24 protein-coding genes and 1 pseudogene are annotated in these 24135 nt (G+C 68.7%); 10 read left to right on the top strand and 15 right to left on the bottom strand.

Annotation, left to right across the window (positions count from 1 at the left end):
* The first annotated feature begins 49 nt into the window (after positions 1-49).
* A complete protein-coding gene (sigJ, locus tag ACIBGM_RS06560; protein ID WP_396384707.1) occupies positions 50-1030 on the top strand; it encodes an RNA polymerase sigma factor SigJ in 981 nt (326 codons plus the stop codon).
* Positions 1027-3213, top strand: coding sequence for an MMPL family transporter (locus ACIBGM_RS06555; protein WP_396384706.1), 2187 nt, complete (start codon positions 1027-1029; stop codon positions 3211-3213). The genes sigJ and ACIBGM_RS06555 overlap by 4 nt, the downstream gene beginning before the upstream one ends.
* A gap of 63 nt (positions 3214-3276) precedes the next feature.
* Here the strand turns inward: ACIBGM_RS06555 and ACIBGM_RS06550 are convergent, their stop codons facing one another.
* The 4 genes from ACIBGM_RS06550 to ACIBGM_RS06535 all read right to left on the bottom strand — a co-directional run bounded on the left by ACIBGM_RS06550 (position 3277) and on the right by ACIBGM_RS06535 (position 4398).
* On the bottom strand, positions 3277-3657 hold the full coding sequence (locus tag ACIBGM_RS06550) for a hypothetical protein (protein ID WP_396384705.1): 381 nt from the start codon (positions 3655-3657) through the stop codon (positions 3277-3279).
* A 91-nt stretch (positions 3658-3748) separates the two neighbouring features.
* Positions 3749-3952, bottom strand: a complete 204-nt coding sequence (locus ACIBGM_RS06545; RefSeq protein WP_396384704.1) for a hypothetical protein — start codon at positions 3950-3952, stop codon at positions 3749-3751.
* The gene (locus tag ACIBGM_RS06540) at positions 3949-4095 is read right to left on the bottom strand and encodes a hypothetical protein (RefSeq protein ID WP_360531279.1); all 147 of its coding nucleotides are present in this window, start codon (positions 4093-4095) and stop codon (positions 3949-3951) included. Before ACIBGM_RS06540 ends, ACIBGM_RS06545 begins: the two co-directional genes overlap by 4 nt.
* Positions 4096-4203: 108 nt before the next feature.
* On the bottom strand, positions 4204-4398 hold the full coding sequence (locus tag ACIBGM_RS06535; protein ID WP_360531276.1) for a hypothetical protein: 195 nt from the start codon (positions 4396-4398) through the stop codon (positions 4204-4206).
* Positions 4399-4688: 290 nt separating this feature from the next.
* Here ACIBGM_RS06535 and ACIBGM_RS06530 point away from each other — a divergent pair, with 290 nt between their 5' ends.
* A complete protein-coding gene (locus ACIBGM_RS06530) occupies positions 4689-6221 on the top strand; it encodes a hypothetical protein (protein WP_396384703.1) in 1533 nt (510 codons plus the stop codon).
* A gap of 295 nt (positions 6222-6516) precedes the next feature.
* On the opposite strand, the pseudogene ACIBGM_RS06525 reads toward ACIBGM_RS06530, so the two are convergent.
* Positions 6517-6663 (bottom strand): annotated as a pseudogene (locus ACIBGM_RS06525) (AraC family transcriptional regulator); the annotation flags it as partial.
* Here ACIBGM_RS06525 and ACIBGM_RS06520 point away from each other — a divergent pair.
* Complete coding sequence (locus ACIBGM_RS06520) at positions 6599-8143, top strand: MMPL family transporter (RefSeq protein ID WP_396384702.1); 1545 nt, start codon at positions 6599-6601, stop codon at positions 8141-8143. The pseudogene ACIBGM_RS06525 and the gene ACIBGM_RS06520 sit on opposite strands and share 65 nt — an antisense overlap.
* A 645-nt stretch (positions 8144-8788) precedes the next feature.
* Here the strand turns inward: ACIBGM_RS06520 and ACIBGM_RS06515 are convergent.
* From ACIBGM_RS06515 to ACIBGM_RS06495, 5 genes are all read right to left on the bottom strand, one after another.
* Complete coding sequence (locus ACIBGM_RS06515; protein ID WP_396384701.1) at positions 8789-9904, bottom strand: hypothetical protein; 1116 nt, start codon at positions 9902-9904, stop codon at positions 8789-8791.
* 340 nt (positions 9905-10244) lie between these two features.
* On the bottom strand, positions 10245-10646 hold the full coding sequence (locus tag ACIBGM_RS06510; protein WP_396384700.1) for a hypothetical protein: 402 nt from the start codon (positions 10644-10646) through the stop codon (positions 10245-10247).
* Positions 10647-10819: 173 nt separating this feature from the next.
* Positions 10820-11548 (bottom strand): ABC transporter permease, encoded by a 729-nt coding sequence (locus ACIBGM_RS06505; protein ID WP_396384699.1) that lies wholly within the window; start codon positions 11546-11548, stop codon positions 10820-10822.
* A gap of 10 nt (positions 11549-11558) precedes the next feature.
* Positions 11559-12266: an ABC transporter ATP-binding protein gene (locus tag ACIBGM_RS06500; RefSeq protein WP_396384698.1), complete on the bottom strand. Its 708-nt coding sequence runs from the start codon at positions 12264-12266 to the stop codon at positions 11559-11561.
* 107 nt (positions 12267-12373) lie between these two features.
* Positions 12374-13789, bottom strand: a complete 1416-nt coding sequence (locus ACIBGM_RS06495) for an MFS transporter (RefSeq protein ID WP_396384697.1) — start codon at positions 13787-13789, stop codon at positions 12374-12376.
* A 124-nt stretch (positions 13790-13913) separates the two neighbouring features.
* On the opposite strand from ACIBGM_RS06495, the gene ACIBGM_RS06490 reads away from it, so the two are divergent.
* On the top strand, positions 13914-14339 hold the full coding sequence (locus ACIBGM_RS06490) for a MerR family transcriptional regulator (RefSeq protein WP_396384696.1): 426 nt from the start codon (positions 13914-13916) through the stop codon (positions 14337-14339).
* Between the two features lie 337 nt (positions 14340-14676).
* Here ACIBGM_RS06490 and ACIBGM_RS06485 read toward each other — a convergent pair whose 3' ends face one another.
* The 3 genes from ACIBGM_RS06485 to ACIBGM_RS06475 all read right to left on the bottom strand — a co-directional run bounded on the left by ACIBGM_RS06485 (position 14677) and on the right by ACIBGM_RS06475 (position 16744).
* Complete coding sequence (locus ACIBGM_RS06485; protein ID WP_396384695.1) at positions 14677-15285, bottom strand: hypothetical protein; 609 nt, start codon at positions 15283-15285, stop codon at positions 14677-14679.
* A 10-nt stretch (positions 15286-15295) separates the two neighbouring features.
* Positions 15296-15691 (bottom strand): DNA glycosylase AlkZ-like family protein, encoded by a 396-nt coding sequence (locus tag ACIBGM_RS06480; RefSeq protein ID WP_396384694.1) that lies wholly within the window; start codon positions 15689-15691, stop codon positions 15296-15298.
* A gap of 87 nt (positions 15692-15778) precedes the next feature.
* Positions 15779-16744: a sigma-70 family RNA polymerase sigma factor gene (locus tag ACIBGM_RS06475; protein ID WP_396384693.1), complete on the bottom strand. Its 966-nt coding sequence runs from the start codon at positions 16742-16744 to the stop codon at positions 15779-15781.
* Positions 16745-16912: 168 nt separating this feature from the next.
* Here ACIBGM_RS06475 and ACIBGM_RS06470 point away from each other — a divergent pair, with 168 nt between their 5' ends.
* The 4 genes from ACIBGM_RS06470 to ACIBGM_RS06455 all read left to right on the top strand — a co-directional run bounded on the left by ACIBGM_RS06470 (position 16913) and on the right by ACIBGM_RS06455 (position 19873).
* A complete protein-coding gene (locus ACIBGM_RS06470) occupies positions 16913-18334 on the top strand; it encodes an MFS transporter (RefSeq protein WP_396384692.1) in 1422 nt (473 codons plus the stop codon).
* 11 nt (positions 18335-18345) lie between these two features.
* Positions 18346-18531, top strand: coding sequence for a hypothetical protein (locus ACIBGM_RS06465; protein WP_360531237.1), 186 nt, complete (start codon positions 18346-18348; stop codon positions 18529-18531).
* Positions 18532-18690: 159 nt separating this feature from the next.
* Positions 18691-19371, top strand: coding sequence for a response regulator transcription factor (locus ACIBGM_RS06460; protein ID WP_360531234.1), 681 nt, complete (start codon positions 18691-18693; stop codon positions 19369-19371).
* A 103-nt stretch (positions 19372-19474) separates the two neighbouring features.
* Positions 19475-19873 (top strand): response regulator transcription factor, encoded by a 399-nt coding sequence (locus ACIBGM_RS06455; protein WP_396384691.1) that lies wholly within the window; start codon positions 19475-19477, stop codon positions 19871-19873.
* On the opposite strand, the gene ACIBGM_RS06450 is transcribed toward ACIBGM_RS06455, so the two are convergent.
* Both ACIBGM_RS06450 and ACIBGM_RS06445 read right to left on the bottom strand, forming a co-directional pair.
* Positions 19830-21851, bottom strand: a complete 2022-nt coding sequence (locus ACIBGM_RS06450; protein ID WP_396384690.1) for a hypothetical protein — start codon at positions 21849-21851, stop codon at positions 19830-19832. The genes ACIBGM_RS06455 and ACIBGM_RS06450 overlap by 44 nt on opposite strands.
* A gap of 1 nt (position 21852) precedes the next feature.
* Positions 21853-23121, bottom strand: coding sequence for an ATP-binding protein (locus tag ACIBGM_RS06445; RefSeq protein WP_396384689.1), 1269 nt, complete (start codon positions 23119-23121; stop codon positions 21853-21855).
* Between the two features lie 258 nt (positions 23122-23379).
* On the opposite strand from ACIBGM_RS06445, the gene ACIBGM_RS06440 reads away from it, so the two are divergent.
* Entirely contained in the window at positions 23380-24132 is a 753-nt protein-coding gene (locus ACIBGM_RS06440; RefSeq protein ID WP_396384688.1) for an ABC transporter ATP-binding protein, read from the top strand.
* Positions 24133-24135: the final 3 nt, after the last annotated feature.

Genomic DNA, 24135 nt, shown 5'->3' with positions numbered 1-24135 from the left:
TCGTCTTAAGTGGTGTAGATGATCCTGCGCTCGAGGCGTTGATGATGAGATGGACAAAGCGCGATCCGGGGTGGCAGCCGAGGCATTCGTGGTGGCGGCGGGGGTACCCGACGTGAGTCCGCGGGACGAGTTGCTCGAGGAGTTGCGGCCGGTCGCGTTCGCGATCGCATACCAGATGCTCGGCAGCGTCTCCGAGGCCGAGGACGTGGTGCAGGAAGCGCTGCTGCGCGTGCACCGGACGCTGGATGCCGGCGAGCTGATCGCATCGCCGCGTGGCTTCGTTGCCACGGTGAGCACTCGGCTGGCGATCGACGAGCTGCGTTCCGCGCGCGTCCGTCGCGAGGAATATGTGGGCGAGTGGCTGCCGGAGCCGATCGTCACCGACGGTCGCGATGATCCGGCTCGGCAGGCGGAGCTGACCGATTCGCTGTCGTTGGCGATGCTGGTTCTGCTGGAAAGCCTCACGCCTGAGCAGCGCGCGGTTCTGCTGCTGCACGACGTGTTCGGCTACGACTACGTGCAGATCGCGGAGATCATAGGCAAGAGCCAGGACAGCGTGCGTCAGCTCGCCACCCGCGCCAGACGCCATGTCCAGCAGCGCCGGCCCCGCTTCCAGACCACGCGCGAGCAGCGCGACGAGCTGGCGCGACGGTTCTTTGCGGCCGCCGAGCAAGGCGATCTCGCTGGGCTCGAAGCGCTGCTCGCCCACGACGTGGAGCTGACCGGTGACGGCGGCGGCAAGGTTCCCACCCTGGCGCGCACGCTGCGCGGGCGCAACCGTGTCGCGCGTACGTTGACCGACTGGGCCCACCTGCTCGCCCGGCTTCCGGGTGTGTCGTTCCGCCCGGTCGAGGTCAACGGTGGGCCGGGAGCACTCTGGGTCGATGCACAGGAGCGGTTGATCGGCGTGGTGGCGCTCGAGATCGCCGGCGGTCAGATCACCAGCATCAACTCGATCGTCAACCCCGACAAACTGAAGCACCTCGGGCCGCTCGCCGACTTCACATCGCCATGGGGGTGGGCGAGATGAACTCCTTCGTGAGGTTCGTCCTGCGTCACGGGCGGCTCGTCGCACTCGCCTGGCTGGTCGTGCTCCTGGTGGGCGGAGCAACGGCCGGACAGCTGAACCAGCGGCTCAGCATCGACTACTCACTGCCAGGGCAGCCCGGCTACGAGGCCGAGAAGCAGCTGGAGCAGACGTATGGGACGAACTCGTCGTCTCCGTTCATCTCGGTCGTGACCGTCCCCAAGGGCAGCACCGTCGAGGGGGAGAAGGCTCGGGTGGGCGATGTCTACGAGGCGATCAGGCAGCAGGTTCCGGGCGTCCGCGTGGTCGACTTCGCCAGTACGAACGACCCTCGCTTCCTCACCAACGACGGGCGGTCGACGTTCGGTCTCGTGTTCATGCCGCTGCCGTCGGGGTTCGGGTCAAGCCTGGAAGCAGAGATCAGCGCAGCGGCTGACGCCGCGGCGGAACGTTCCGGGCTCGAGGCGGGCCTCACGTCGTACGAGATGCTGGCCGGAGGTGGTGACAGCGACGGGCCGAGCGTGCTGGTCGAGACCCTTCTCGGAGGGCTGGGCGCGCTGGCTGTGCTGATCTTCGTGTTCGCGTCGTTCCTCGCGCTGGTGCCGTTGATCATCGCCACGGTGTCGATCCTCAGCACGTTCCTTGTCGTGCTCGGTCTGACGACGTTCACCGATGTGAGCTTCGTCGTGGAGTTCCTCATCGCCCTGGTTGGCCTCGGTGTCGCGATCGACTACTCGCTGCTCATCGTCTCCCGCTGGCGGGAGGAGCGTGCCCACGGCCAGGAGAACTCGACCGCGGTCGTCACCGCCATGCGCACGGCCGGCCACGCCGTCATCGCATCCGGTATCACGGTGGCGATCAGCCTCGTCGCGCTCATCGTCGTACCCGTCCCGCTGCTGCGCAGTATGGGCATAGGCGGTCTGCTGATCCCACTGGTCAGCGTGCTGGTCTGCTTCACGCTGCTCCCGGCCCTGCTCGCAGGCATCGGGCCACGGGTGGACAGGCCGCGCATTCGCAAGGAGGCGGTGGCCTCACGCGGCTGGACGGCCTGGGCGCGGCTGATCGTTCGACACCGGTGGCTCGCGGCCGCGACGAGCCTTGCGGTGCTCGGCGTGCTCGTTGCGCCTGTCTTCGGGATCGCGATCGGTCAGGCCCGCGCCGACTCGCTGGCGCGTTCCGGGTCGTCGTTCGAGACCCTGCAGGTGCTCCGGGACGGTGGGGTGGGCACCGGTGTGCTCACCCCGATCGAGGTGCTGGTGCCCGCCGACCAGGCGGACGCAGCCGCCAGGGCTGCCTCGGCGGTGGACGGGGTCCATGCCGCAGTGGTGGGCGGGACCTCGGACGGCCGGGCGGTGGTCGAGGTACTGCCCCGCAACGAGACAGTGGACAGCACCGGTACCGCGGTCGTGGACCGGGTCCGTGATGCTGTCGAGGACGCCGTCGACGGGCCGGTGGGAGTCACCGGTTCAGGCGCTACCGTTGAAGACTACTTCCACGCCGTGTACGAGAACTTTCCCTACGTGCTCGGGCTGATCGCGCTGATCACGTACATCCTCCTGGTGCGGACGTTCCGGTCGCTGTTGCTTCCGCTCAAGGCCGTGATCCTCAACTTGATCTCGGTTGCCGCCGTGTTCGGCGCGGTCGTCTACTTCTGGCAGCAGGGGCACGGCTCGGACGCGGTCTTCGACGTCAGCGGCACCGGCGCGGTCACGTTCTGGCTGCCGCCGCTGATCTTCGGATTCCTGTTCGGACTGTCCATGGACTACGAGGTGTTCATCCTGAGCCGAATGCGGGAGGAGTACGACGCCACGGGGTCGACCCGTCAGGCTGTGACCGTCGGGCTGGGCCGCACTGGTCGGCTGGTGACGTCGGCGGCGCTCATCCTGTTCTGCGCGTTCGCGGCTCTGGCATCCGCGCCGGGCACGGACATCAAGGTGTTCGCGACCGCTCTCGGCGTGGGCATCCTCATCGACGCGACGATCGTGCGCGCTCTGCTCGTTCCCGCGCTGGTGAGCGTTCTCGGACGATGGAACTGGTGGCTGCCCGAGTGGCCGGCGCGACTGCTGCGGATCGAGCCGTCGCCGCTCGCGACCAAGGGGGTCGTCGCGCCGCCCGGCCGACGGGAGCCGGCCGCCGGACGCGTTGAGGAGGAGGTCGAGGAGACGCACCAACCGGCGCTGGACTGACCAGGGCGCTTGGAGTGGCGAGGTGGAGGTTCCCATCGCCGGCGCTGCCCGTGCGGACGAGCGCTAGCCTGCGTGGGCGAAGGTGGCGACGACGCGGTCGGCCGCGGCCGGGACCAGTGCTGGGTCGTCGTAGAAGTCGATCTGGCCTTGCGAGGTCAGCCACAGCTGGTCCTTGGGGCCTGGTAGGCATGCGAAGAACCGGTGGGCGAGGTCTGGGGCCAGAGCGGTTTCGGAGTGCACGATCGCGACCGGCTTGGTGAGGTTGTCGGCCGCGCCCTGGGCGTCGAACGCTAGTAGATGGGCGTAGGAGGCGACGGCGAATCCGTTGGTGTAGACGCCGGCCACGCCTGCGAAGCCGTGGAACCGGGCATCTCGCGAGACCGCGACCGCCATCGGCCCGGCGCCGAAGCAGACACCGACGCCGTAGGCCGGTAGGTCGGCCATCGCGGGCACGTTGGTCAGCGCGGTGACAGCGTTGCAGATGTCGATGATGTTCTCCTCGGGGTCCTCGAGCTGCCGTGGCTCGCCGCCGCTCTCACCGAAGTGGCGGTAGTCGAAGGCGAGCTCGGCGTACCTCCCGTTCGGCCATCGCTGCCGCGTAGGTGCCGGCCGCCTGCGCTTTGACCGAGGTGAGTGGCCCGGTGACGACGGCGATGCCTCGGGCCGGGTCAGCCGGGAGGTAGAGGTCTGCCACGACCGTGACGTTCTCGCTGCGGAAACGGAATGGCTGCTTGTTCATGGTGTTTGGTCCTTGATGTGGTCTTGGTCGGTGAGTTGAATTCGTCCGACCAGTTCCGGGCCGGTGGTCGCGGTGACCCTGTTCGCGGGCATCAGGTTGCGGGTGCCCTCGACGGCAGGAAAGAACGCGATCCAGGACGACATGTCTGCTCCGTTCCGAGATGTCGTGGACTTGTTTCGGCCACGATGCGCCCGCCTACCCACGCCGGTCCAACACCTGAATCGCGGCGATTCACTCGTGCGGCGTGTGAGTCAGCGAGCGCCGATCCGGGTCGCCTCAGGCTCGGGCAGCCACGTGCCGGGCGGAACGTCCAACCAGTGCTCCGCGGCGGCGAGGTCGTCGATCGCGCTGTGCAGTGCTCGGAGGCCGGGGTGGCTCAGGTCGCGGCGCCAGACCATGCTCCACGGGTACGCCGCGACCGGCTCGATGAGCGGCCGCAACACCACCGGGGACAGCCGGCTGACTGCTGAGCACCAAGATCCTGGCCGCAACCTGCTCCTGGGTGAGCGCGCGCCGTACCCTCAAGCGCCGGACGCGAGCACCCGCGGCCTTCTGCTGCACGGCGATCCTCCTCACTATGGGGCGTCCGTGTGCCCTTCTACCGGCCACGGTGCCTGGACACCACGCCGCCCGCACGACAGTTTCCCGCCAGCCGGCCTTTACTCGCAGGTCCTCGCTGGGCCACGGACAGCGCTATCGGACTCAGCCGGTAGGCTTCCCTCGTAGCGTGCTGGGCATGGCGGTCGAGCGTTGTTTTCGGCGGTGGCGAATGTCTCTAGAAGCTCATGCGATCAAGGAAGCCCTACTCAATGACGCGCTGATCCGCGCTGGGATCGATCGGCATACTTGGCGCCCGCACCTCGGGTTCGCTGCCAACAAGCGCGCGGTCGAGGCTGTCTACAATTACTACGGACAACTCTTCCTTGCCTATCCGCACCTCAAGTGGGCCGGCATGGCCAGCCTGATCGGCCCGTCCTTCTACGCCGGCTTCCAGGACCTCGGATTCGTCCCAGATGTCGCACGCAAGGCGGCCATGGCAGTGTACGAACGTTCCTTGCGACGCTTCGTCAAGCGCACTGTTGCCGACCTCGGCTTCTACGAGACGACATTTCTCAGGATGCAGAAGAAGATCTTCGAGGACCAAGCGCCGATGCACGAGGCATACATCACGCACGGCGTCGCCAAGATCGAGGAGCTCTATCATTCAAGAATAATCGACCTCGCTACGCTCGAGGCCTGGCGGGACATCGATCGCGGCCAGAAGGTGAATGACACTGCGCTGATCGATCGCGGCAACCGCGCACTGCTGTTCCGCGAGCAGCTCGACATCATCGACCGGTTCTACCTCCAAATGCTGCGGCATGATCGGCCGGAGGGCCTGGCATTTACGTATCTGCTGACGCTCGCCGGAGCACCGTCGATACCCGGCACTCATTCTTTCCCAGAACGGTTCCCGCTCGCCGTGGTCGCACGCTTGCCCCAAGCAACCATCAGCGTGCGGACTCCGCTGGCGAATGGCAACATCGCTGTGTTCGCCAACCGCTGGCGGCTGATTGAGGACGACACGCTGCCGCAGTTCCTCGGGTATGTCGCCGGCCACGCCGACGAGGCACGCACATTGGTGGGAACGCCGGTCTCGGAGCGCGCAGAGCGCTACCAGCTACACAGGCGTGCGGGCTATCTCGTCGTTACGGCCCTCACGCGATGGGACGTCAGTGTTGCAGCAGCAGGCGCTGTGCCGCTCGAGTCGCCACCCAGGAAGCCACTGCTGGCGGCCATGACCGACGATCTGTCGATCGATTTGACCAGCCCACCCACGCGCGCCTCGGCGGGGTTCGATGAAGGCGCCGACAGCCGGGTCTGGATGAACCCGAACCGCAGGCCGTTCGACGTTCGCGTGCTGCTGCCAGGTGGGCGCGTCTACCGCACCTCCGCCGCGGAGGCGGTGATGCTGAGTTCGACTGCCACCCACGAACCCGACCGGCTCATGGTTCAACCTCCGGCTGCCGATCTGGATGCTGACGCCACTCAGCGCCTCATCGCGCAGTACGCCGCCGAATGGGGCTTCCCGGCCGACGCTGCCACGGGCTGGCGGACCGGCGTAGAGCGCCGCATCGGGAGCGACCGCAACTACAGCACCCACGTGTTCACACCGGACAACGTCGGCTTCGTCCATCTTGAATTCCAGGTTTCCCACCACGTGAGCGAAGGTACGTTCGTCGTGTCGACCCTCTTCTCGTGGACGTCCACGGCGCCGGGCACAAACTGAGCGACCCACACGTCGCTCTGGCCGGCGGACCTGCGGGGGACTCGGCGGCAGTCCTGGGCGGCCAGGAGATCGCGCGGCGTCGCGCGCAACCGCGTTGCCCGGCCGGAGTCAGATTCGGAGTGGGTACTTCGGGGCGGCCCAGGCGAGGTCGTCGACCGCGAGCCAGGGCGCGACCGCAACGGCCCTGGGCGTTGCGCCGGTGAAGGTCATGACGTCGCGGTGGAGGTGGGACTGGTCGGGCGTAGCCGCTTTCTGCCGCCACGTGGGCGGCGCTGTGACCTGCGGCGAGGCGGTGGGCAGCGTGGTCGAAGCGGATCAGCTGCGCGGCGCGTTTGGGGGTGAGGCCGATCTGGGATCGGAACCGGGACCACAGCCGCTTGCGGCTCCATCCGGTCTCGGCAGCCACCTGCTCGATCCGAACCCGTCCCTGGCTGGTCTCCATTCGACCCCCGGGCCTGGATCCGGAGACCGCCACCGTCGCGACGCTTGACACCGCCGGCCGCTGGGTGCTGGTCGCCGGTAGCACCGTCGTGGTGAGCATGCTCGGCCTGTTCGCGATGGGTCTGTCGTTCATGCGCGGCGCCGCGCTCGTCACGATCATGGCGGTACTCGTCGTGATGGCGGCCGCGGTGACGCTCTTCCCGGCGCTGCTCGGCTACTTCGGCCGGTGGGTCGACCGGCTACGCGTCCCACTGGTAAGGCACCCTCAGACGCAGACCACCGCAGGCGGCCACGTCCTGCCGTCCCGCGGCTGGACCGGCTGGAGCAGGCTCATCGACCGCCACAGCGTGATCGCGTCGCTGGTCGGAGTCGGTGTGCTCCTCGTGCTCGCCGCACCGTTCCTCGGCGTACGGTTCGGGTTCCCCGACGCCGGTAACGATCCGGCGGGCAGGTCCACCCGGCAGGCGTACGACATGCTCGCCGACGGTTTCGGTCCCGGCGCGAATGGCCCGCTCGCCGTCGTCGCGAACCTCGCCAACGGCGCCGACAAAGACCTGGTGAACCAGCTCGCCGACCAGGTGCGAGGCACGCCGGGTGTGGCCACGGTGCTACCGCCACAGCTGGACCCTGCCGGTGACACCGCCCTGCTCACGGTGATCCCGGCAACCGGGCCGCAGGACACCGCCACCGAAAACCTCGTCCGCACGCTACGTAAGCACGTGATCCCGGCCGCCACCGGCGGCGCGGCGCACGAAGTGCATGTCGGCGGTGCCACCGCAATCGCGATCGACGGCACCACGAACATCGCCAAGCGCATCCCGCTGTTGATCACCGGCGTGGTCGCGCTGTCCGTTCTCCTGCTGCTGGCTTTCCGCAGCATCGCGATCCCGCTGACCGCCGCGGTCATGAACCTGCTGTCAGTGGGTGCGGCGTACGGCGTCGTTGCGCTCGTGCTCCAGGGCGGGCCGGTCGGCGAGCTGATCGGCATCGACACCTACACGCCGATGCCCGCGTTCATCCCGGTGCTGATGTTCGCCGTACAGTTCGGGCTCTCGATGGACTACGAGGTCATCCTCGTCAGCCGGATGCGCGAGTCGTGGCTGCGCACCAACGGAGACGGCACCACGGCGGTCGTCGACGGCCTGGCCGGGACCGGTCGCGTCATCACGGCCGCTGCCGCGATCATGGTTGCCGTGTTCGCCGCGTTCGTACCAAGCCCCGAGGTAACCATCAAGGTCATCGGCGTCGGCATGGCGGCGGCGATCGCGATCGACGCGACCGTCGTACGGATGCTGCTCGTTCCGGCCATCATGCACCTGCTCGGCCGAGCGAACTGGTGGCTGCCCCGATCGCTTGACCGGCGACTTCCCCAGCTGCACATCGAAGGGCGGCCCGGCGCCTTCCTCCCAAGCCCACGATCCGAGGCGCCGAACCCCCACACTCGTGCGCCGGCACCAGCCGGCACCACGCCCGGTAAGTAGTGCGAGCCGCGTGCTGCTCTCACCCGCCACAGCGGAGCAGCCCGCGCGCACACCGCAGCCGCCACAATCTGCACATCGCAGACTGTCGGCCGCGGTGGAAGGAGCGGACCCGGATTGGCGAGCACTACATGGCCGGCAACTGAATGGCCGTGGTCTGATCGCTCGATGCGGTCGTCGCCGCACCCGAGTCTCATCGCGTGCTGTTCGAGGTTGAGCACACGCGCGTGCTCGAGGTGACCATCGCTCCCGGGTCCGGGAGCCGGAGCATATGCGCCGCTGCCCGAGCGTCATGGTCGTACAGGAGTCAGAACGCATCCGCTACTACACCGGGGCCGTCCTGACCTTCACCTCACCGGAGCAACCCACCGACGCCGACAGTGGCCCGCGAACCAGTTGGCTGCAGCCTGAGGGGCTCGACCGCCAGCTAACTGTAGGTGGTGTACGTCGTACGGCACGGCAGCGTCTGGCGCGGGATCTACGAGACCCCATGGATCCGTGCACGGCGAACTGCTCGAGCACGTCGACCAGGAGGTGACCGCCAGATGACCGCGCTCGCCTGTGCAGGCGTCGTACCGGGTCAGGTTCGTCGCTTCGACCTCATCCGCTTGACAACCACATAGGCGCCGCCGCCCGGGTGATGCCAGGTCAGGTTAGCCAGTGCATGACGAGTCCGAGTGCGACGAGGCCGATGAGGCGGGTGAGTGAGGCGGTTAGAAGGTTTCCCGGCGGCCCGTCGTGACGAGCGATGAGCTCCTGGGTTTGGTGCGGTGGTGGCAGATTCAGCGGGCGTGGTTCGTCTGGACGCTCGCCGGAGAGCAGATTGCCCACGTACCAGCGGCCAAACAAGGCGCGTCGATGTGGCAAGGCGACGCCTGCGTCGGCGGCAACCCAGCGCGGCTTGGACCGCCGGCGTCGGCCGGTGCTGATCCAGGCCTCATGCACGACCGCGTCGCCGGGGAAGGACAGCATTGCGTCTCGTTCCTCGTCGCAGCGGTACACCTGCTCGGGTTTCGGCATGCGACCGTCCCGCAGCGCTGGCGGCACCGACCAGACTGCCAGCAGGGGCCGGAGCATCTTCGGTGCGGGATCGTTCAGCAGGATGACGAACGCCCGGCGCGGTGCGGATTTGGCCTTGGTGAACGATCGGAGCGCCAACCAGCTTGCCGTGAGCCTGCGCAGCACCCAGAGCGAGGCGCTGAGGCCGACCACGACCGCCGTGATCGTGACCACTGGAGGCAGGTCGAGGACGGCACCGCCGACCAGGGCGATCAGTCCCGCGATCAGCCAGGCGATTGCGCGGCGTCGTTCGAGGAGCACGTTGTCGCGGAGGATCGGCGTCAACGGCTCGGTCATGGTTGCGCTGACCGTCGTTGTCGCCGGGGTCGTGGATGCCGACGCTGCCCGGGTGGCCAAGGCTCGGTCGACGAGGCCACGATTGGCGCGGGCGCTGCGGATACCCCACACGTTCGCCGACAGCAGGCCGCCCATCAGGCCGGCGATGACCGCCCAGCCCAGCCCGGCGTCGACCAGACCGGTGATCAGGAATCCGATCGCCACGGCGCCCCACTCGAGCAACTGGATGCCCGCGGGAACCGAATGACCGGCAATCCACCGCCGCATCCCGCGCACCGCCACGATCACCCCGAAGGTGAACGCGGCGACGAACCCGGCGCCAACCAGCGCCATCGCCATAGCGCCACCGTCGCCGGCCACGAACATCAGGCCTGCACCAGCACCGAACGCGATAAGGATCAGCACCACCGACACAGGCACCGAACTTCGCGGTCACGCGCGATCGTCACGCGGAATGACGTCGCTACCCATGCACTCAGCGTTCCACGTGACGACGTCACAGGCAGCTCGAGCAACTGGGCGAACGCGGTACGGCGCCGCGCACGGTGGTCTCGTCAATCAGTGGGACTCTCTGCGGCCCCGTGGCGACATCCCGTCGTACTAGAGGCCCTCCGCAACAATTGAACCGGACCTGGTGGATCTCGGGCACAACTCACTCGGGTGCGGGTCGCGGTGGTCCAGCACCAGGTGGACTGCCTTGACCCACCTGGACCGGCGGAGGCAGCAGGACAGCCGCCGCTGGACAGACCTACTGCGGCCGTCCGCCTTCGCCGGCATGCCGGCCCAGCACGGAGACCCGAGCGGCGAAGGCAGCGGCGAGGAGCGTGGTGAAGACGGCCAGGACCCAGGGAGCGCCGGCCGAGCCGCCGAGGTCGTTGTCGAGGAAGTCCGAGATGGCGTGGAAGCCGCAGCCCACGGCTCCGCCGAGCAACGCGACGGTGAGAGCGTCCCTCCAGACCAAGGCGCCGGCCAGTGCCGCCGCGATGCCGAGCTGGAACGCGCCTATGTTGTGGACGAAATGCAGGTTGTATGGCGGGTAGGTCGCGACGTTGTCGTAGAACGACCTCGGCCAGCCAAACGCCCAGACGCCAGGCACCGCGAAGATCAGGACACCCAGGATGACGGCTCCGGTGACGAGGCGGTGCTTCATCGTTCGTCCTCCCAGCGCGATCGATCGGTGGTCCGATTGTCAACTCAGTGCGGCACTCCCGAGATCTGTCGCAACTCGGAGGAGTCTGTCTGCGGTGGCGTACCAGATCTACCCGCGCAAGCGTCGCACCGCGCACGACTGTCTGCCGGCACCTCGGTCCATCCATTGTCGAGTTAGGTGACGTCCCGCTGCACGGTGGTGGTTAGGGCTATCGCGGCGAAAACGAGTGTGTAGCCGGCGAGTAGGAGTCCACCGGCCCATTGGGAGATGTCGGGTGCGCCGGGCAAGCGCGCGAGGGCTTGGCCGCCGGCGGCCGGCAGCCACGGCTCGAGGGCGTCGATGAGTTCTGCGACCAGACCTTCGACGAGCGCGATCCAGGCGAGGGCGGCGGCGATTGCGGCGGCCAGGTTGGTGATCAGGGCGCCGAGGGAGACGCCGATGGCGGCGAAAGCGGTGTTGAAGGCGACACCGCCGGCGAGCGTGCGCCACAGGTCGCTGTTGGACAGGTCGAGCGAGCCGCCGTTCGCGCTGACTCCCACGGCAGTTGCGACTACCGCCGTGATGGCGAGCACGAGGCCGAGGATGGCGCCGGCGGAGGTGTAGACGGCGAACTTGGCGGCGATCACACGGCCGCGCCGCGGTGTGGCCAGGTACGTGTCGGTGATGGTCCGGTGCCGGTATTCGCCGGCCACCGCTGTGATTCCGAAGACGAGCGTGAGCAGGGACATGAAACCGGCGTGTGCGACCGCGTCGATGGCCGTCTGCGGCTGTCGCACGTCTGCTCCGTCCACGACCACTCCGGCGACGCCGACGATTACCAGTACCGGACCGGCGGCGAGCAGCAGCCACGGGCCACGGACCGTTCGTAGTTTGCGGATTTCGTTGGCGATGAGGGTCGTCATGGTAGGTCCTTCAGCGATGGTCGGCGGCGTCGGTGAGGCGCAGGAAGGAGGCTTCCAGGTCGCCGAGGCCTTCCAGCGGGCCGGCGAAGCGCAGCCGGCCTTCGTTGATGATCACCACCTGGTCGACGGTCTGCGCGACCTCGCTGAGCATGTGGCTCGAGACCAGGATGGTGCGGCCCTCGTCGGCCAGGTCGCGCAACAGACCGCGGAGCCACGCCATACCGGCCGGGTCGAGGCCGTTCGCCGGTTCGTCGAGTAGCAGCACCGGTGGGTCGCCGAGCAGCGCTCCGGCCAGACCGAGGCGCTGGCGCATGCCGTGCGAGTAGCCGCCCACCCGCTGACCCGCGGCCTCGGTCAGGCCCAGCTGGTCGAGGACGTCCGTCACCCGCCCGTCCGGCACACCGGTCACCTGGGCGAGGATCCGCAGATGGTCCCGGGCGCGACGACCGGGATGGGCTCCGGTCGCCTCCAGCACCGCGCCCACCGTGCGGCGCGGGTGCGGCAGCGACAGGTACGCCTGCCCGCCGATCAGAGCGGCGCCGGCTGTGGGGCGTACCAGCCCGAGCAGCATGCGCAGGGTGGTGGTTTTGCCCGCACCGTTGGGGCCGAGGAACCCGGTGATCTTTCCCGGCGGGACGTCGAAGGTCAGGTCCTCGACCGCTCGTATCCGGCCGAACTGCTTGGTCAGACCGTCAACCGATATCGGTGTCGTCTGCATCGTCATTGTGTGTCTCCGGTACGGCTGTTGCTCTCGGCACCATTTTCTTCGGGTCGAAGCCGTGCGGCGCGAGACCCAGGCCGAGTCATCGGGCGGGTGGGTAGCGGTCATCGGGGTTTGCGGCGCGGTACGAGGCCGAGTGCGAGGACCGCGGCCACGGCGGCGACGACAGTGAACACTGTGAAGGCGTCTTTGAACCCCTCGATCGAGGGTGTGTTGGCGAGACCCGCGGCGGCGACTGTGGAGGCCACCGCGACACAGATCGCGGCACCGAGTTGGTTGAAGGTGTAGATAACGCCGGATATCAGGCCGGCCTCGTGCTGCGCAGCGCGGCCCAGGGCCGAGGTGGTCGCGGCGACGAACAGCGGACCTCCGCCCAGTGCGAACACCACAATGCCGGGAAGGGCCTCGACATAGACGTTGCCGCCTGCCGACAAGCCGATGAGAAGACCGTTGCCGATAGCAACCATGGCCAGTCCGACCAGGGCGACCGGGCGCGCGCCGATGATGCCGAGCAAGCGGCCGGCAGCGATGGCTCCGATCATGAGGGCCAAGGCTGCGGGCAGGAAGAACAGGCCGGTCTCCAGAGCGCTGAGGCCGCGAAGGTGCTGCAGGTACTGCGAACCGAGAAAGAGGTCCGCGATGGTCACGCCTGCCGCGATGAACATCAGGAACGCGCCGGTCGCGATCGGACGGCGCGACAGCAGGCTCGGGTGCATGAGGGGAGTCTGTGTGCTGCGCTCGACGGCGGCGAACACGCCGTACAGGACGATGGCGGCCGCGATGGGCACAATCGTACGGAGATCCGTCCAGCCTGTGTCGCCGGCGTTGACCATGCCGTAGATGAGCAAGCCGGTGGCGGCGGTGACGGTCACCGCGCCCAGTACGTCGAGGCGTCGGGCGGCGCGGTCCGGGTGCGACGGCGGCACCATGGCGCGGATGCCGGCCAGCAGGATGACGCCGATCGGAACGTTGATGAAGAAGACCCAGCGCCAGCCGGGGCCGCTGGTGAGGAGTCCGCCGATGAGCACCCCGGCGGCGAAGCCGATGCCGCCGAGAGAGGCCCATACGCTCAGGGCTCGGTTGCGTTCCTCGCCGTGGAAGATGCCGGTGATGGCCCGCAACGCCGCGGGGGACAGCAGCGCGGCCCCGACGCCCTGGCCGATGCGACCGCCGATCAGGAGGATCTCGTTCTGCGCCAGGCCGCAGGCGAGCGAGGCGAGGGTGAAGATGACCAGGCCGATCAGCATCATGGTCCGGGAGCCGAACCGGTCGGCGAGCCGGCCGCCGAGCAGGATCAGCCCGCCGAAGAACAGTACGTAGGCGCTGACCGCCCAGGTGGACGCCGTACGGCTCAGGTCCAGGTCGGCGCCGAGGTCGGGCAGGGCGACGTTGACGACAGTCAGATCCAGGATCAGCATGAACTGCGCTGTGCAGATCGCCGCGAGCGCCTTCCAGCGGCGCGGGTCCGCGGACTCCTGCGGCTCGTCGGTGTCACGAGCCGGATGGTGGGGGTTGCGCATCAGGACTCCTAACTCGTCCATCGCTGCGCGGACACAGCTGTGTGAGTGCTGGGCGTTGAGCGCGTGGTGCGCGACGTGGTTCCACAACGCCAGTCATATGGCTTCAAGTAGCCTTGAAGGCAAGATGACGGATCAGACTTTGACCATCGGCGAGTTGGCGCGTCGCACGGGCGTCGCCACCTCAGCGCTGCGCTACTGGGAAGAGCTCGGCGTGATGCCGCCCCCGGCCCGCGTCGCGGGCGAGCGCCGCTACCCGCTGTCAGCGGCACAGGACGTTGGGATCATCCTGCTGCTGCAAGATGTCGGATTCTCACTGCGCGAGTTGAAAACGCTGATCGCCTCTCGTCGGCTGGCAGACGACTGGCGTCAGCTCGCCCACCGCAAACTGGCCGAGCTCGACGCGCACATCGCCAAAGCCGAGGCTGCCCGCGAGGCCCTCGAACACGCCCTGCGCTGTCCCCACGAGAACATTCTGCATTGTCCCAACTTCGCCGAGGTCACCACCGCCCGCCTCGCCGGAGTGCCTCTCTGGGAGGCCCATCCCCACTGAGAGCGGCGGCTGTGACGTACGCGGGAGGCCGGGCGCCAGACCTGCCCTGGATCGAGCGTGCATGCTCGCGCCGCGTCCATCGATTGACCACTGAGCTCGGCGGGACGTCAGTTGCCATCAGCAGCCGCGCGTAGTTCGGCAACACGACGTTGCTCAAAAGGACGCTCGACAGCGTCTTGACGGCCGCGCCGTTTCCGATGCGACAGCAGCTCCAGATGCGGCAACCATTGCCCGGGGCGTACGGTTTGTTGGCCGGTGTGCATGTATGGCGCTCATGCTGGCGATTCTCGGCGCAACGTCGACCGAGACGGCGTCCGATCCGGTCAGCGCATGGCTGTCAAGACAACAGCTCCGCGGTCGTTGTGCTGGGCGACGTCAAGAAGCCAGGAGGAGGCCCGCTGGCACGCAGCGGCCGCGACCGAGCTGGCGCACTTACGGCATCTGCAGACTCTGCAGTCTTGAACGGGCCTTGAGCCTGAGCAGAGAGGCCTGTAGACCGAGGTCGAGACATTGTGGACGTGAGTCGCGTGACGTCCTCCTCGGACAGATCGCGTGGTGTGAAGTGCGGGCCTGACGGGACCCGCGGAGTCATCCGGTCGATGCGAAAAGGTGCCTTCGTCGCGGTTGAGATCGGCACCTCACCGGCAGGTGAACCGCCGACGAAGATCTCACCAGCCTGCCCGTCTGCGGCGGGCACCACCACGACCGGTGCGTTCCACCAGGAGACCGGCTGGTCGGCCGCGTTGCAGTTGTAGAACGCGCCGCGCCGCCAGAGGTCCGGCTCGGGGCAAGTCGTGTCGGCGAGGTTGACCACGCTGACCGGTTTGAACGCCTGCACCTCCAACCCGCGGGAGCGCAGGATCCGCGCGAAGCCGACTGAAAGGCCGGACTTGCCGGAACCAGCCGCCGCACTCAGGATCGTGAAGCCAGACGTCGTCGCGGTCATGAAGAAGTGGTCACCTTTCTACGACGTGCAGTCGGAGGAATTGCGCGGCGCCGGCGGTCACGTCGGCGATGTCGTTGCGCGAGCGCTCGGACAGTTGCCTGACGACGTCGACATCAACGCGGCCGTGCCGGCGGTCCCACGTCCAGATCGCTGCGACCGAGCCGCCGACCAGCACTGAGCCGCGGGCTTCGCCGATGGAGTTGAAAAGCGAATCGTACGCATCGTCCGCGACATAACGCCGGCGTGACTCGTGGTACCCCTTGAGACTTGGATCTTCGTAAGCCGTCAAAGCAGTGTGCGTCGGGGAGATTTCGGGCGTTCGGCGCAGCGAATCCTCGTCGCCTGCGCGCAAATACATGGTGGAGTCGTGTGACTCAAGCCCGGCGTCATGATCGCGGCCGACCATGTCGGCCAGGTTCCGTACCAATGTGTCCTGAGCTGAGTCGTCGTGCGGGTCGTCATCGGACCGCCCGCACGGCGATGGTTTCGGTGGCTAGGCCGTCACGACGGCTGGGAGTCCGAACGGCTCGAAGAGTTCGGGGGAATGGAACGAGACCACGTGGGTGACGTGCCGGTTGGCGAGGGTGAGCACCTGGAGGGAGTGCGCGCGGTACTTGTCGGCGCCGTCCGGGGCGTAGTAGCCGAAGGCCGGCTGGCCGTTGGCTGCCGTGGGGAGCATTCGCGCACCGGTGGGCGGCCACTTGCTCGCTACCAGTCCGGCCACGGCGGCGCGTCCGGCGTACCAGGTCGGGACAGGCGGCATCTCCCAGACCGCGTCTTCGGCGAGCAGGCTGGTGAGGGCCGCAATGTCGGCCTGTTCGAAGGCGTCGACGTAGCGGCGGAGCAGGTCGCGGGTCTCGGCGTCGTCGAGTGGCGCGACCTGCTCGGCCGTGGGCGCCAGCCGCTCGATCCGGCTCCGAGCCCGACGCAGGGCGCTGTCCGCGGCAGTCACGGATATCCCGACCAGGTCGGCCGTCTCGGCGGATCTCATCCCGAGTACGTCGCGCAGGATCAGCACCGCGCGCTGGCGCGGTGGCAGGTGTTGCAGGGCCGCGATCAGTGCTAGCCGGACCTGCTCACGGGATTCCGCGACGGCCACCGGGTCGGCCTGCGAGTTGAACACCCAGGAATCCGGCACCGGCTCCAGCCAGGGAATCTCCGTGGCGTCCGGGCCGGGGTCGACCCGGGGGTCGGTGGTGGCCCCGCGCAGGTCCGAGGGCAGCGCCCGGCGGGATCGCTGCTCGAGCGCGGTCAGGCAGGCGTTGGTCGCGATCCGGTACAGCCAGGTCCGTAGCGACGACCGGTCCGGGTCGTAGACGTCGAAGGCCCGCCACGCCCGCAGGTAGGTCTCCTGTACCAGGTCCTCGGCGTCGTGGATCGAGCCGAGCATCCGGTAACAGTGCACCAGCAGTTCGCGGCGGAAGTCCTCCGCGCGCCGGACGAAGTCCGCTTCGGTCATGGTGTCCACCAGGTCCGCCCTCCGATTGGTCAGGATGGCCGGCGAAGGCCTGCCGGCACCTGTACCTACCGGCTGCGCCGGTCGAACTCGTCGGCCCGAACCCGACGAATTCCGATCTGCGCGCCGGTATCCATCCCTGACAGTGTGCCGACACCGGATGGAGAACGAGTGAACACGACTTCTGCGATGGGCCTGTCGGCCCGCCGTTGGGCCCTTGTGCTGGGATCGCTGGCCTCGCTGATGGCCGCCTTGGACACGCTGGTCGTGTCCACTGCTCTGAGTACCATCCAGCGCGATCTGGGTGCCTCGCTCGAGGACTTGGAATGGACTGTCAACGCCTACAACCTGACCTTCGCGGTCCTGCTCATGCCGGCCGCGGTGGCGGGCGACCGGCTCGGACGGCGCCGGATGTTCGCCGCCGGGCTGGCCTTGTTCACCGCGGGGTCCGCGGCGTGCGCGGTGTCCGGCGGCGTCGGTGCGCTGATCGCCGCCCGGGTGGTGCAGGGGGCCGGCGCGGCGCTGGTCATGACCCTGGCGCTGGCGATCGTCAGTGCCACCTTTCCGGCTGACCGGCGCGGGCTGGCGATCGGCGTCCTGGAAGGTGTCACCGGCCTGGCCGTCGCCTGCGGCCCACTGGTCGGCGGCGCCGTGGCGGACGGGCTGGCGTGGGAGGCGATCTTCTGGCTGAACGTGCCGATCGGCCTGGTCGCCGTACCGCTCGCGCTGCGCAAACTGCCGGAAAGCCATGGCCCGGACACGTCGTTCGACCTGCGCGGGCTGGCACTGGTCACCGCCGGCGCGCTCGGCCTGGTCTGGGGCCTGGTCCGCGGCAACACCGCCGGCTGGACCAGCCCGGAGATCCTCGGCGCCCTGCTCGGCGGCGTCGCCCTGCTGGCCATGTTCATCGGCTGGCAGGCGCGGGCGCCGTACCCGATGGTGCCGCTGAGGTTGTTCCGGCACCGGGCCTTCGCGGCCGGCAATGTGGCGATCTTCTGCACGTTCGGCGCCCTGTTCACGGCCGTGTTCTTCTTCGCCCAGTTCCTCCAGACCACCTTCGGCTACGGGCCGTTCGACGCCGGGCTACGGCTGCTGCCCTGGACCGTGACGCTGTTCTTGTGCGCGCCGCTGGCAGGTGCGCTGACCGACAGGGTCGGCGAGCGGCCGCTGATGGCGGGCGGGCTGGCACTGCAGGCGATCGGCCTGTTCTGGGTCGCCTCGATCGCCGAACCCGGGATGTCGTACGGCGCCCTGGTGCCGCCGCTCGTGGTCGCCGGCTGCGGTGTGTCGATGGCGCTGCCCGCGGTACAGAGCTCGGTCGTCAGCGCCGTCGGCCACGCCGACATCGGCAAGGCCGCCGGTGTCAACAGCACGATGCGGGAGCTGGGCGGCGTGTTCGGTATCGCGGTCGGCGTCGCGGTGTTCTCCGGATTCGGCGGCACGGCATCGGCCCAGACCTTCGCCGACGGGTTCGGTCCGGCCATCAAGGTGGCCGCCGCGATCTCGCTGGCCGGGGCGGCCGCCGGCCTGTGGCTACCCGGCCGCACCAACGATAGGTCGACGCCACCACAGCAGGTTCCAGCTACGACCTAAGGACGCGCCCGATGAGCACGACCACAATGATCCGCTACCAGACCACCCCCGAGACCGCCGCCCGGAACCGCGAGCTGATCGAGCAGGTGTTGGCCGCACTGCCGGCGTTCCAGGAGTTCCAACACACCATCCGCGACCGGCTGGCCGTCGCACCCGACCGCACCGCGGCAAGCGAGCTCGGCTCCTTCCATCCCTAGCCCTTGCACCGACGTGTCCGGGGAGGAAAACGCACCTTGACCACACGCGTCAGCGTCAACGTCTGAGGACGCCTCTGCGCCGCCTTCCCGGGCGGCACGACCGTGGGACGACGGGTTCGTCGCGACGTGGGTGGTGGACGTCGGGCCTACAGTGGTGCCGTGGTGCTGCGCGTCGTCTTCGCCGAGGACAACCTTCTGGTGCGCGAGGGTGTCGCCGCGCTGCTGTCCGAGACCGACGACATCGAGCTGGTCGCGACGGTCACCGATCCGGGCTCGCTGATCGAGGCCGTTGCCGAGTACCGGCCGGACGCTGTACTCACCGACATCCGGATGCCTCCGACGTTCACGACCGAAGGCATCGACGCCGCCAAGCGGATCCGGGCCGGCCATCCGTCCACCGGGGTCGTGGTGCTGTCACAGTACGTCGAGGAGGATTATGCGTTCGACCTGCTGTCCGAAGGCGTCGCCGGGCTCGGCTACCTGCTGAAGGAGCGCATCTCGCAGGGCGACGAACTGGTCCGGGCGCTCCACGACGTCGCGCGGGGCGGCTCGGTCCTCGATCCGCGAGTAGTGGAGGGACTGCTCGCGCGCAAGGCGCAGGAATCGCGGTCACCGTTGCTCGGGCTGACCGACCGCGAGCGCGAGGTGCTCGAGGCGATGGCGGCCGGTCGCAGCAACTCGGCGACAGCAAAGGCCCTGTTCATGAGTGAGCGCGCCGTCGAGAAGCACGTCGGCTCGGTGTTCCAGAAGCTGGGTCTTACCGATGAGGCCGATGTCAATCGCCGGGTGATGGCGGTGCTCGCCTTCCTCGAAGCCACCGGCGGTCCCTCCGCACGCTGACCGGACCGGGCATGAGGGTGGGACAGCCGCACGGTCTACGGCGGCCAGCACCATGTCGTCGGGGGTGGCGGCCGCGCCATGATGGCGCCGAGGAGGTGTGCGGGTGCCAGATGTGCGCGTCCTGGTCGTAGACGACCAGGAGACGTTCCGCCGGGCGATCGCCGCTGTCGTCTCCGAGACGGACGGCTTCGTCGTCGTGGACTCCGCCGGGTCGGGCGAGGAGTCGCTCGCTGCCGTCGCCCGGCTGCGCCCCGATCTGGTCCTCATGGACGTCAACCTGCCCGGCATCGACGGTATCGAGGCCACCCGGCGTATGACGCTCGACCCTGACGCGCCGGTCGTCGTCCTGCTCTCGACGTACGACGAGGACGACATCGACATCTCCGGTTGCGGTGCTGCGTCGTACGTCGCGAAGGCCGCGTTCGGCCCGGACCGGCTGACAGCCACGTGGGCCGCGGCTACGACGTGGCCGCCGACCCAGCCTCGCCAAGCGGAATGCTGATCGACAGCACGTCCCCGTCACCGAGGGACGGCGACCCGCCCACAGCCTCGACACGGTCGACGATTGCCTGTACATCGACCTCGGCCCGAGCGACTCCCCGAATCCGCAGTACCAAGTCCGGTCCCATCGTCAGCAGGCCGACCTCGGCGGATCCGGAGCCGGCACTCAGGGCCTCGACGCAGCAGAAGTAGACCGCCGCCTCGACCCTGGCAGGGAACCGCCGGACGGCCGACGGCTCGACGTGCAGGGCGGCCTCCGGCCTGCTTCGTGCCAGGTGTGACCGCAAAGCCGGCACCAGACCCGACCGGGCGAGCTGGGTCGGGAACACGCCACGGGTCAGTTCGCGCAAGGACTCCAGCGCCGTGTTGGTCCGGGTCACGAGTCGTTCGAGCTCGTCCAGGGTGGCGGACCCCGATGCCGCGACGCTCAGGCTGCCGAGCTGGGCGGGCATCGTGTCGAGGTGTGGCAGCACCTCCCGCGAGATCGCCGACTCCAGTTGGCGGCGGGCCGCGTCGTCGGCCGCGATGATCCGTCGCCGCGACTCGGTCAGTGCTTGTGTGGTCCGGTCGAGGGCCGCCACGTGCTCAGCCAGCTCGGCCTCGATCGCGGCATTGCGGAACGCCTGCGCGGTCTGGTCGGCCAGGTCGTGCAGCAGTCGTTCGTCGACCGCGCGGAGCCGACGGCCCTTCGGCATGGTGACTCCTATGCTGCCGAGGGTGTCGCCACCGTGTCGTACGGGCGCTTCGTACTCCGGCTGCCGGTGCGGCGTGCCGGTCGGCCAGTGTTCCGGCATATCTCCCGCGCCGGGCACGCGCAGTACGGCGGTCGAGCTTGCTGCGGACACCGCACGGCCGGCCGCTTCGGCGACGGCCGGAAGCAGTGTCTGCGGTGACGGTGTCTCGGTCAGGCGCCGGCTGAAGTCCGCGAGTGCCTCGTAGGGAAGCGCCCGCGAGCCGTAGGCGAGCCGGTTCGCGAACCTGACGACTCGCCGTCGCAGCGGCTGGAAGGCGAGGGCGACCAGCGACGTAGCGAAGAGCGACAGCCAGAACCCGTTCGTCTGGGTGTTGACGACTGCCGCGACCGCCACGACCAGGCCTGTGTACCCGATCGCCGCGAATGCGGTGCCGACAGCGAGTACGACGGCGCGGTTGATGATCACCTCGATGTCGTACAGCCGGTAGCGCAGTACGGCGATGGCGAACAGGATCGGCAGGCAGAAGTAGGAGACGAACAGCGGGAGGCTCGCGGCCCAGGTCTGCCGTCCGCCGTTGAACAGTTGGACGACGAGCAGCCAGACCAGGCCCACCACCGCCAGCAGAACAGACACGGCGATCAACCGCAGTTGCTGCCGTTGCACGCCTCGGCTGAGCCGCAGCCGCCGGAACATGCACACGGTGGCGGCGATGAGACCACCGACGGTGAGGAGGATGCCGGCGGTGAAGAGCACGCTGCCGACAGGGCCGGCCTGCTGCATGTCGATGTCGAACTCGGTCGGCGACACGGTGAGCTGTCCAGCGGTCCAGCAGCCGAGCCCTGCGAGCGTCGCTATGCCCGCGATGCGCCAGCGGCGGGACAGGAAGTGCCCGTCCGGCGCGACCAGGTACATGATCGCCAGCGCGCCGAGGATGAGTTGGCCGCCGAGCAGTACGGCGGTCCATCCGGCGACGCTCCCGACGCTCCGCGGCCCGGGGCCGTCATACCTCAGCACCCAGAAGCTGTAGGCCTCGGTCAGCAGCGAGATCGATCCGCTGACACCGGTCAGGCAGAGCAGCCAGCCGATCGGATGCCGGGCATACCGCGACACGATCAGCGCCCCCATCGCGGCCGAGCCCACGGCCGCGGCTTGGACGAACGGGAAGCCGTGGACGGCGACGGCGTCCTCGGACAGCAGCGGCCAGTACCTCGCGGTGATCGAGACGTCTCCGACCGCGACCAGCACGGTGATTGCCGTCAGCGTCCAAGCCACCCGGGCGTACATGTCAGCCTTTCTGTCGGTCCGGAATGTGAAGGCATGGCAACCGCGCCTCGACGATGGTGCCGCGGCCGGGTGCGGTCTCGATCGTCAGCGTGCCGCCCACCGCCTCGACGCGGTCGCGCATGTTGGCCAGACCCGCGCCGGAAGCCGTCGTCCTGGGGTCGATGCCGGATCCGTCGTCCCCGACGATTGCCGTGAGCCGGTCGGGATCGCCTCGCAGCTCAACCCGGATCGACCGCGCGGACGAATGCTTCGCGGCGTTCTGCAATGCCTCCAGCACGCAGAAGTACGCTGCGGCCTCGATCTCGGCGGAGTACCGGCCGGTGCCGACCTCGTGGAGCTCGACCGGGACCGGGCTCGTGGAGATCGCCGTCCGCAGTGCTGCGACCAGTCCCTCGTCGACGAGCAGGCTCGGATAGATGCCTCGGGAGAGGCTGATGAGCGTGTCGATCGTTGCCGTTGCCGCCGGACCCTGCGCCGCGATCAGCCGATCGGCCCGCTCCGGCGACCGCCCCGCCAGCGTGTGGGCCAGTCGCAGGTTCACGGCAAGGGCCACGAGGTGCTGCTGGGCGCCGTCGTGAATGTCGCGTTCGAGCCGTCGTCGCTCGGCGTCCTGCGCGTCGACGAGTCGCTGCCGGGATATCCTCAGCTCCTCCGCCCGGGTGGACAGTTCCTGGAACCGACGCCCGAGCTCAGCTCGCAGCCGGGCCCCGCGCAGTACAAGCCCGGCCTGGTCCGCGAGCCCTGCGAACAGCCGTTCCTCGACCGGTGAGAGCGGTACGTCGTCGCGTTCCTGAATGGCGAGCACGCCCAGCAGGTCTCCGGCCTGGCGTACCGGGAGCTCGCGCCGGCCGGGCACGCTGCCGGCTCCGGGTGCTCCGACCGCCGAGCCGGCACCAGGGGGCCAGGAAGCGGCGAGGGTCAACCGGTCGTCCACGACGAGCCACACCTGCGCGCCAGCGGCACCGGTGCCGTCCGCGAGCACCTTGGCCATCCGCACCGGCAGCTCCTCGTTCGCGTAGGTGCTGGTCAACGCGGCCGAGAACCGGCTCAGGACGTCGTACGGCGACAAGCGGCCGGCCCGCACCAGCTGGGACACGACGTCCTCGAGCCACGACTGCACCGGCTCGAAGCCCAGCGCGACCACCGCCGTGGCAAGCACGGAGAGCCCCACATGCGGCGACGACGTGTGGCCGATCAGCACGCCGCCGCCCAGCACCACGGCGACGTACACCAGCAGCACGAACCCGGCCAGTCCGCCCAGCACGAGCACAGCAGCGAGTCGTTCGCGCCGGGATCGCCCTCTTCCCCACCGCCTCCTCACCTCTGCAGTCTGCGCCCATCTGCGGCGCGGCGGGAGGGCTCTGCCCGAACCCCTAAGGGTGGGGTTGGCCGCACGATCGCCCGCAGATGGCACGCGGCCAGCTCCCGGACGTCGTGCGCCCAGCCCGATGGGCGCGAACTTCCGGAACGCCTTTGCTTGTTACACGCCGCTCGACCGGGGGGCAGAAACAGACGTAGGAGAAATCAGATGTCCGTCACCACCAGCACCACCATCCGGACCACGGCCGCCCGGGCCGAGGGCGTCAGCAAGTTCTACGGCACCGGCGACGCCGTCGTCGCCGCGCTGAAGGACGTCGACGTCGCCCTCGATGCAGGCAGATTCACCGCCATCATGGGGCCGTCAGGGTCGGGAAAGTCGACCCTGCTGCACATGCTCGCCGGTCTCGACCGGCCGTCCTCGGGTGAGGTGTACGTGGGGGGCACCCGGATCACCTCACTCAACGACAAGGCACTCACGCTGCTGCGCCGGGACCGGATCGGCTTCATCTTCCAGTCGTTCAACCTGTTGCCGACGATGAGCGCCGCGGAGAACATCGTTCTCCCGATCCGCATCGCCGGCCGCAAGCCGGACGACTTCTGGGTGCGGTCGATCGTCGAGAAGCTCGGCCTCGCCGAACGGCTCGACCACCGTCCCACCGAGCTGTCCGGCGGCCAGCAGCAACGGGTCGCCGCAGCTCGCGCCCTCGCCTCGCGACCGCAGATCATCTTCGCCGACGAACCCACCGGTGCCCTCGACTCGACGTCGGGCACCGAGCTGCTCGGCTTCCTCCGCACGGCGGTCCGGGAGCTCGGCCAGACCGTCGTCATGGTCACGCACGACCCGACGGCATCCGGCTACGCCGACCGAGTCCTCTTCCTGGCCGACGGCCACGTCGTCGACGAGATGGACGAGCCGACCGCCGACGCCGTACTCGACTTCATGAAGCACCTAGGAGCATGACAG

The sequence above is a fragment of the Kribbella sp. NPDC050470 genome (assembly GCF_044458365.1).
Lineage (GTDB): Bacteria > Actinomycetota > Actinomycetes > Propionibacteriales > Kribbellaceae > Kribbella.
The sequence above is the reverse complement of the archived record's forward strand: the minus strand, read 5'-3'. Positions and strand labels throughout refer to the sequence as shown.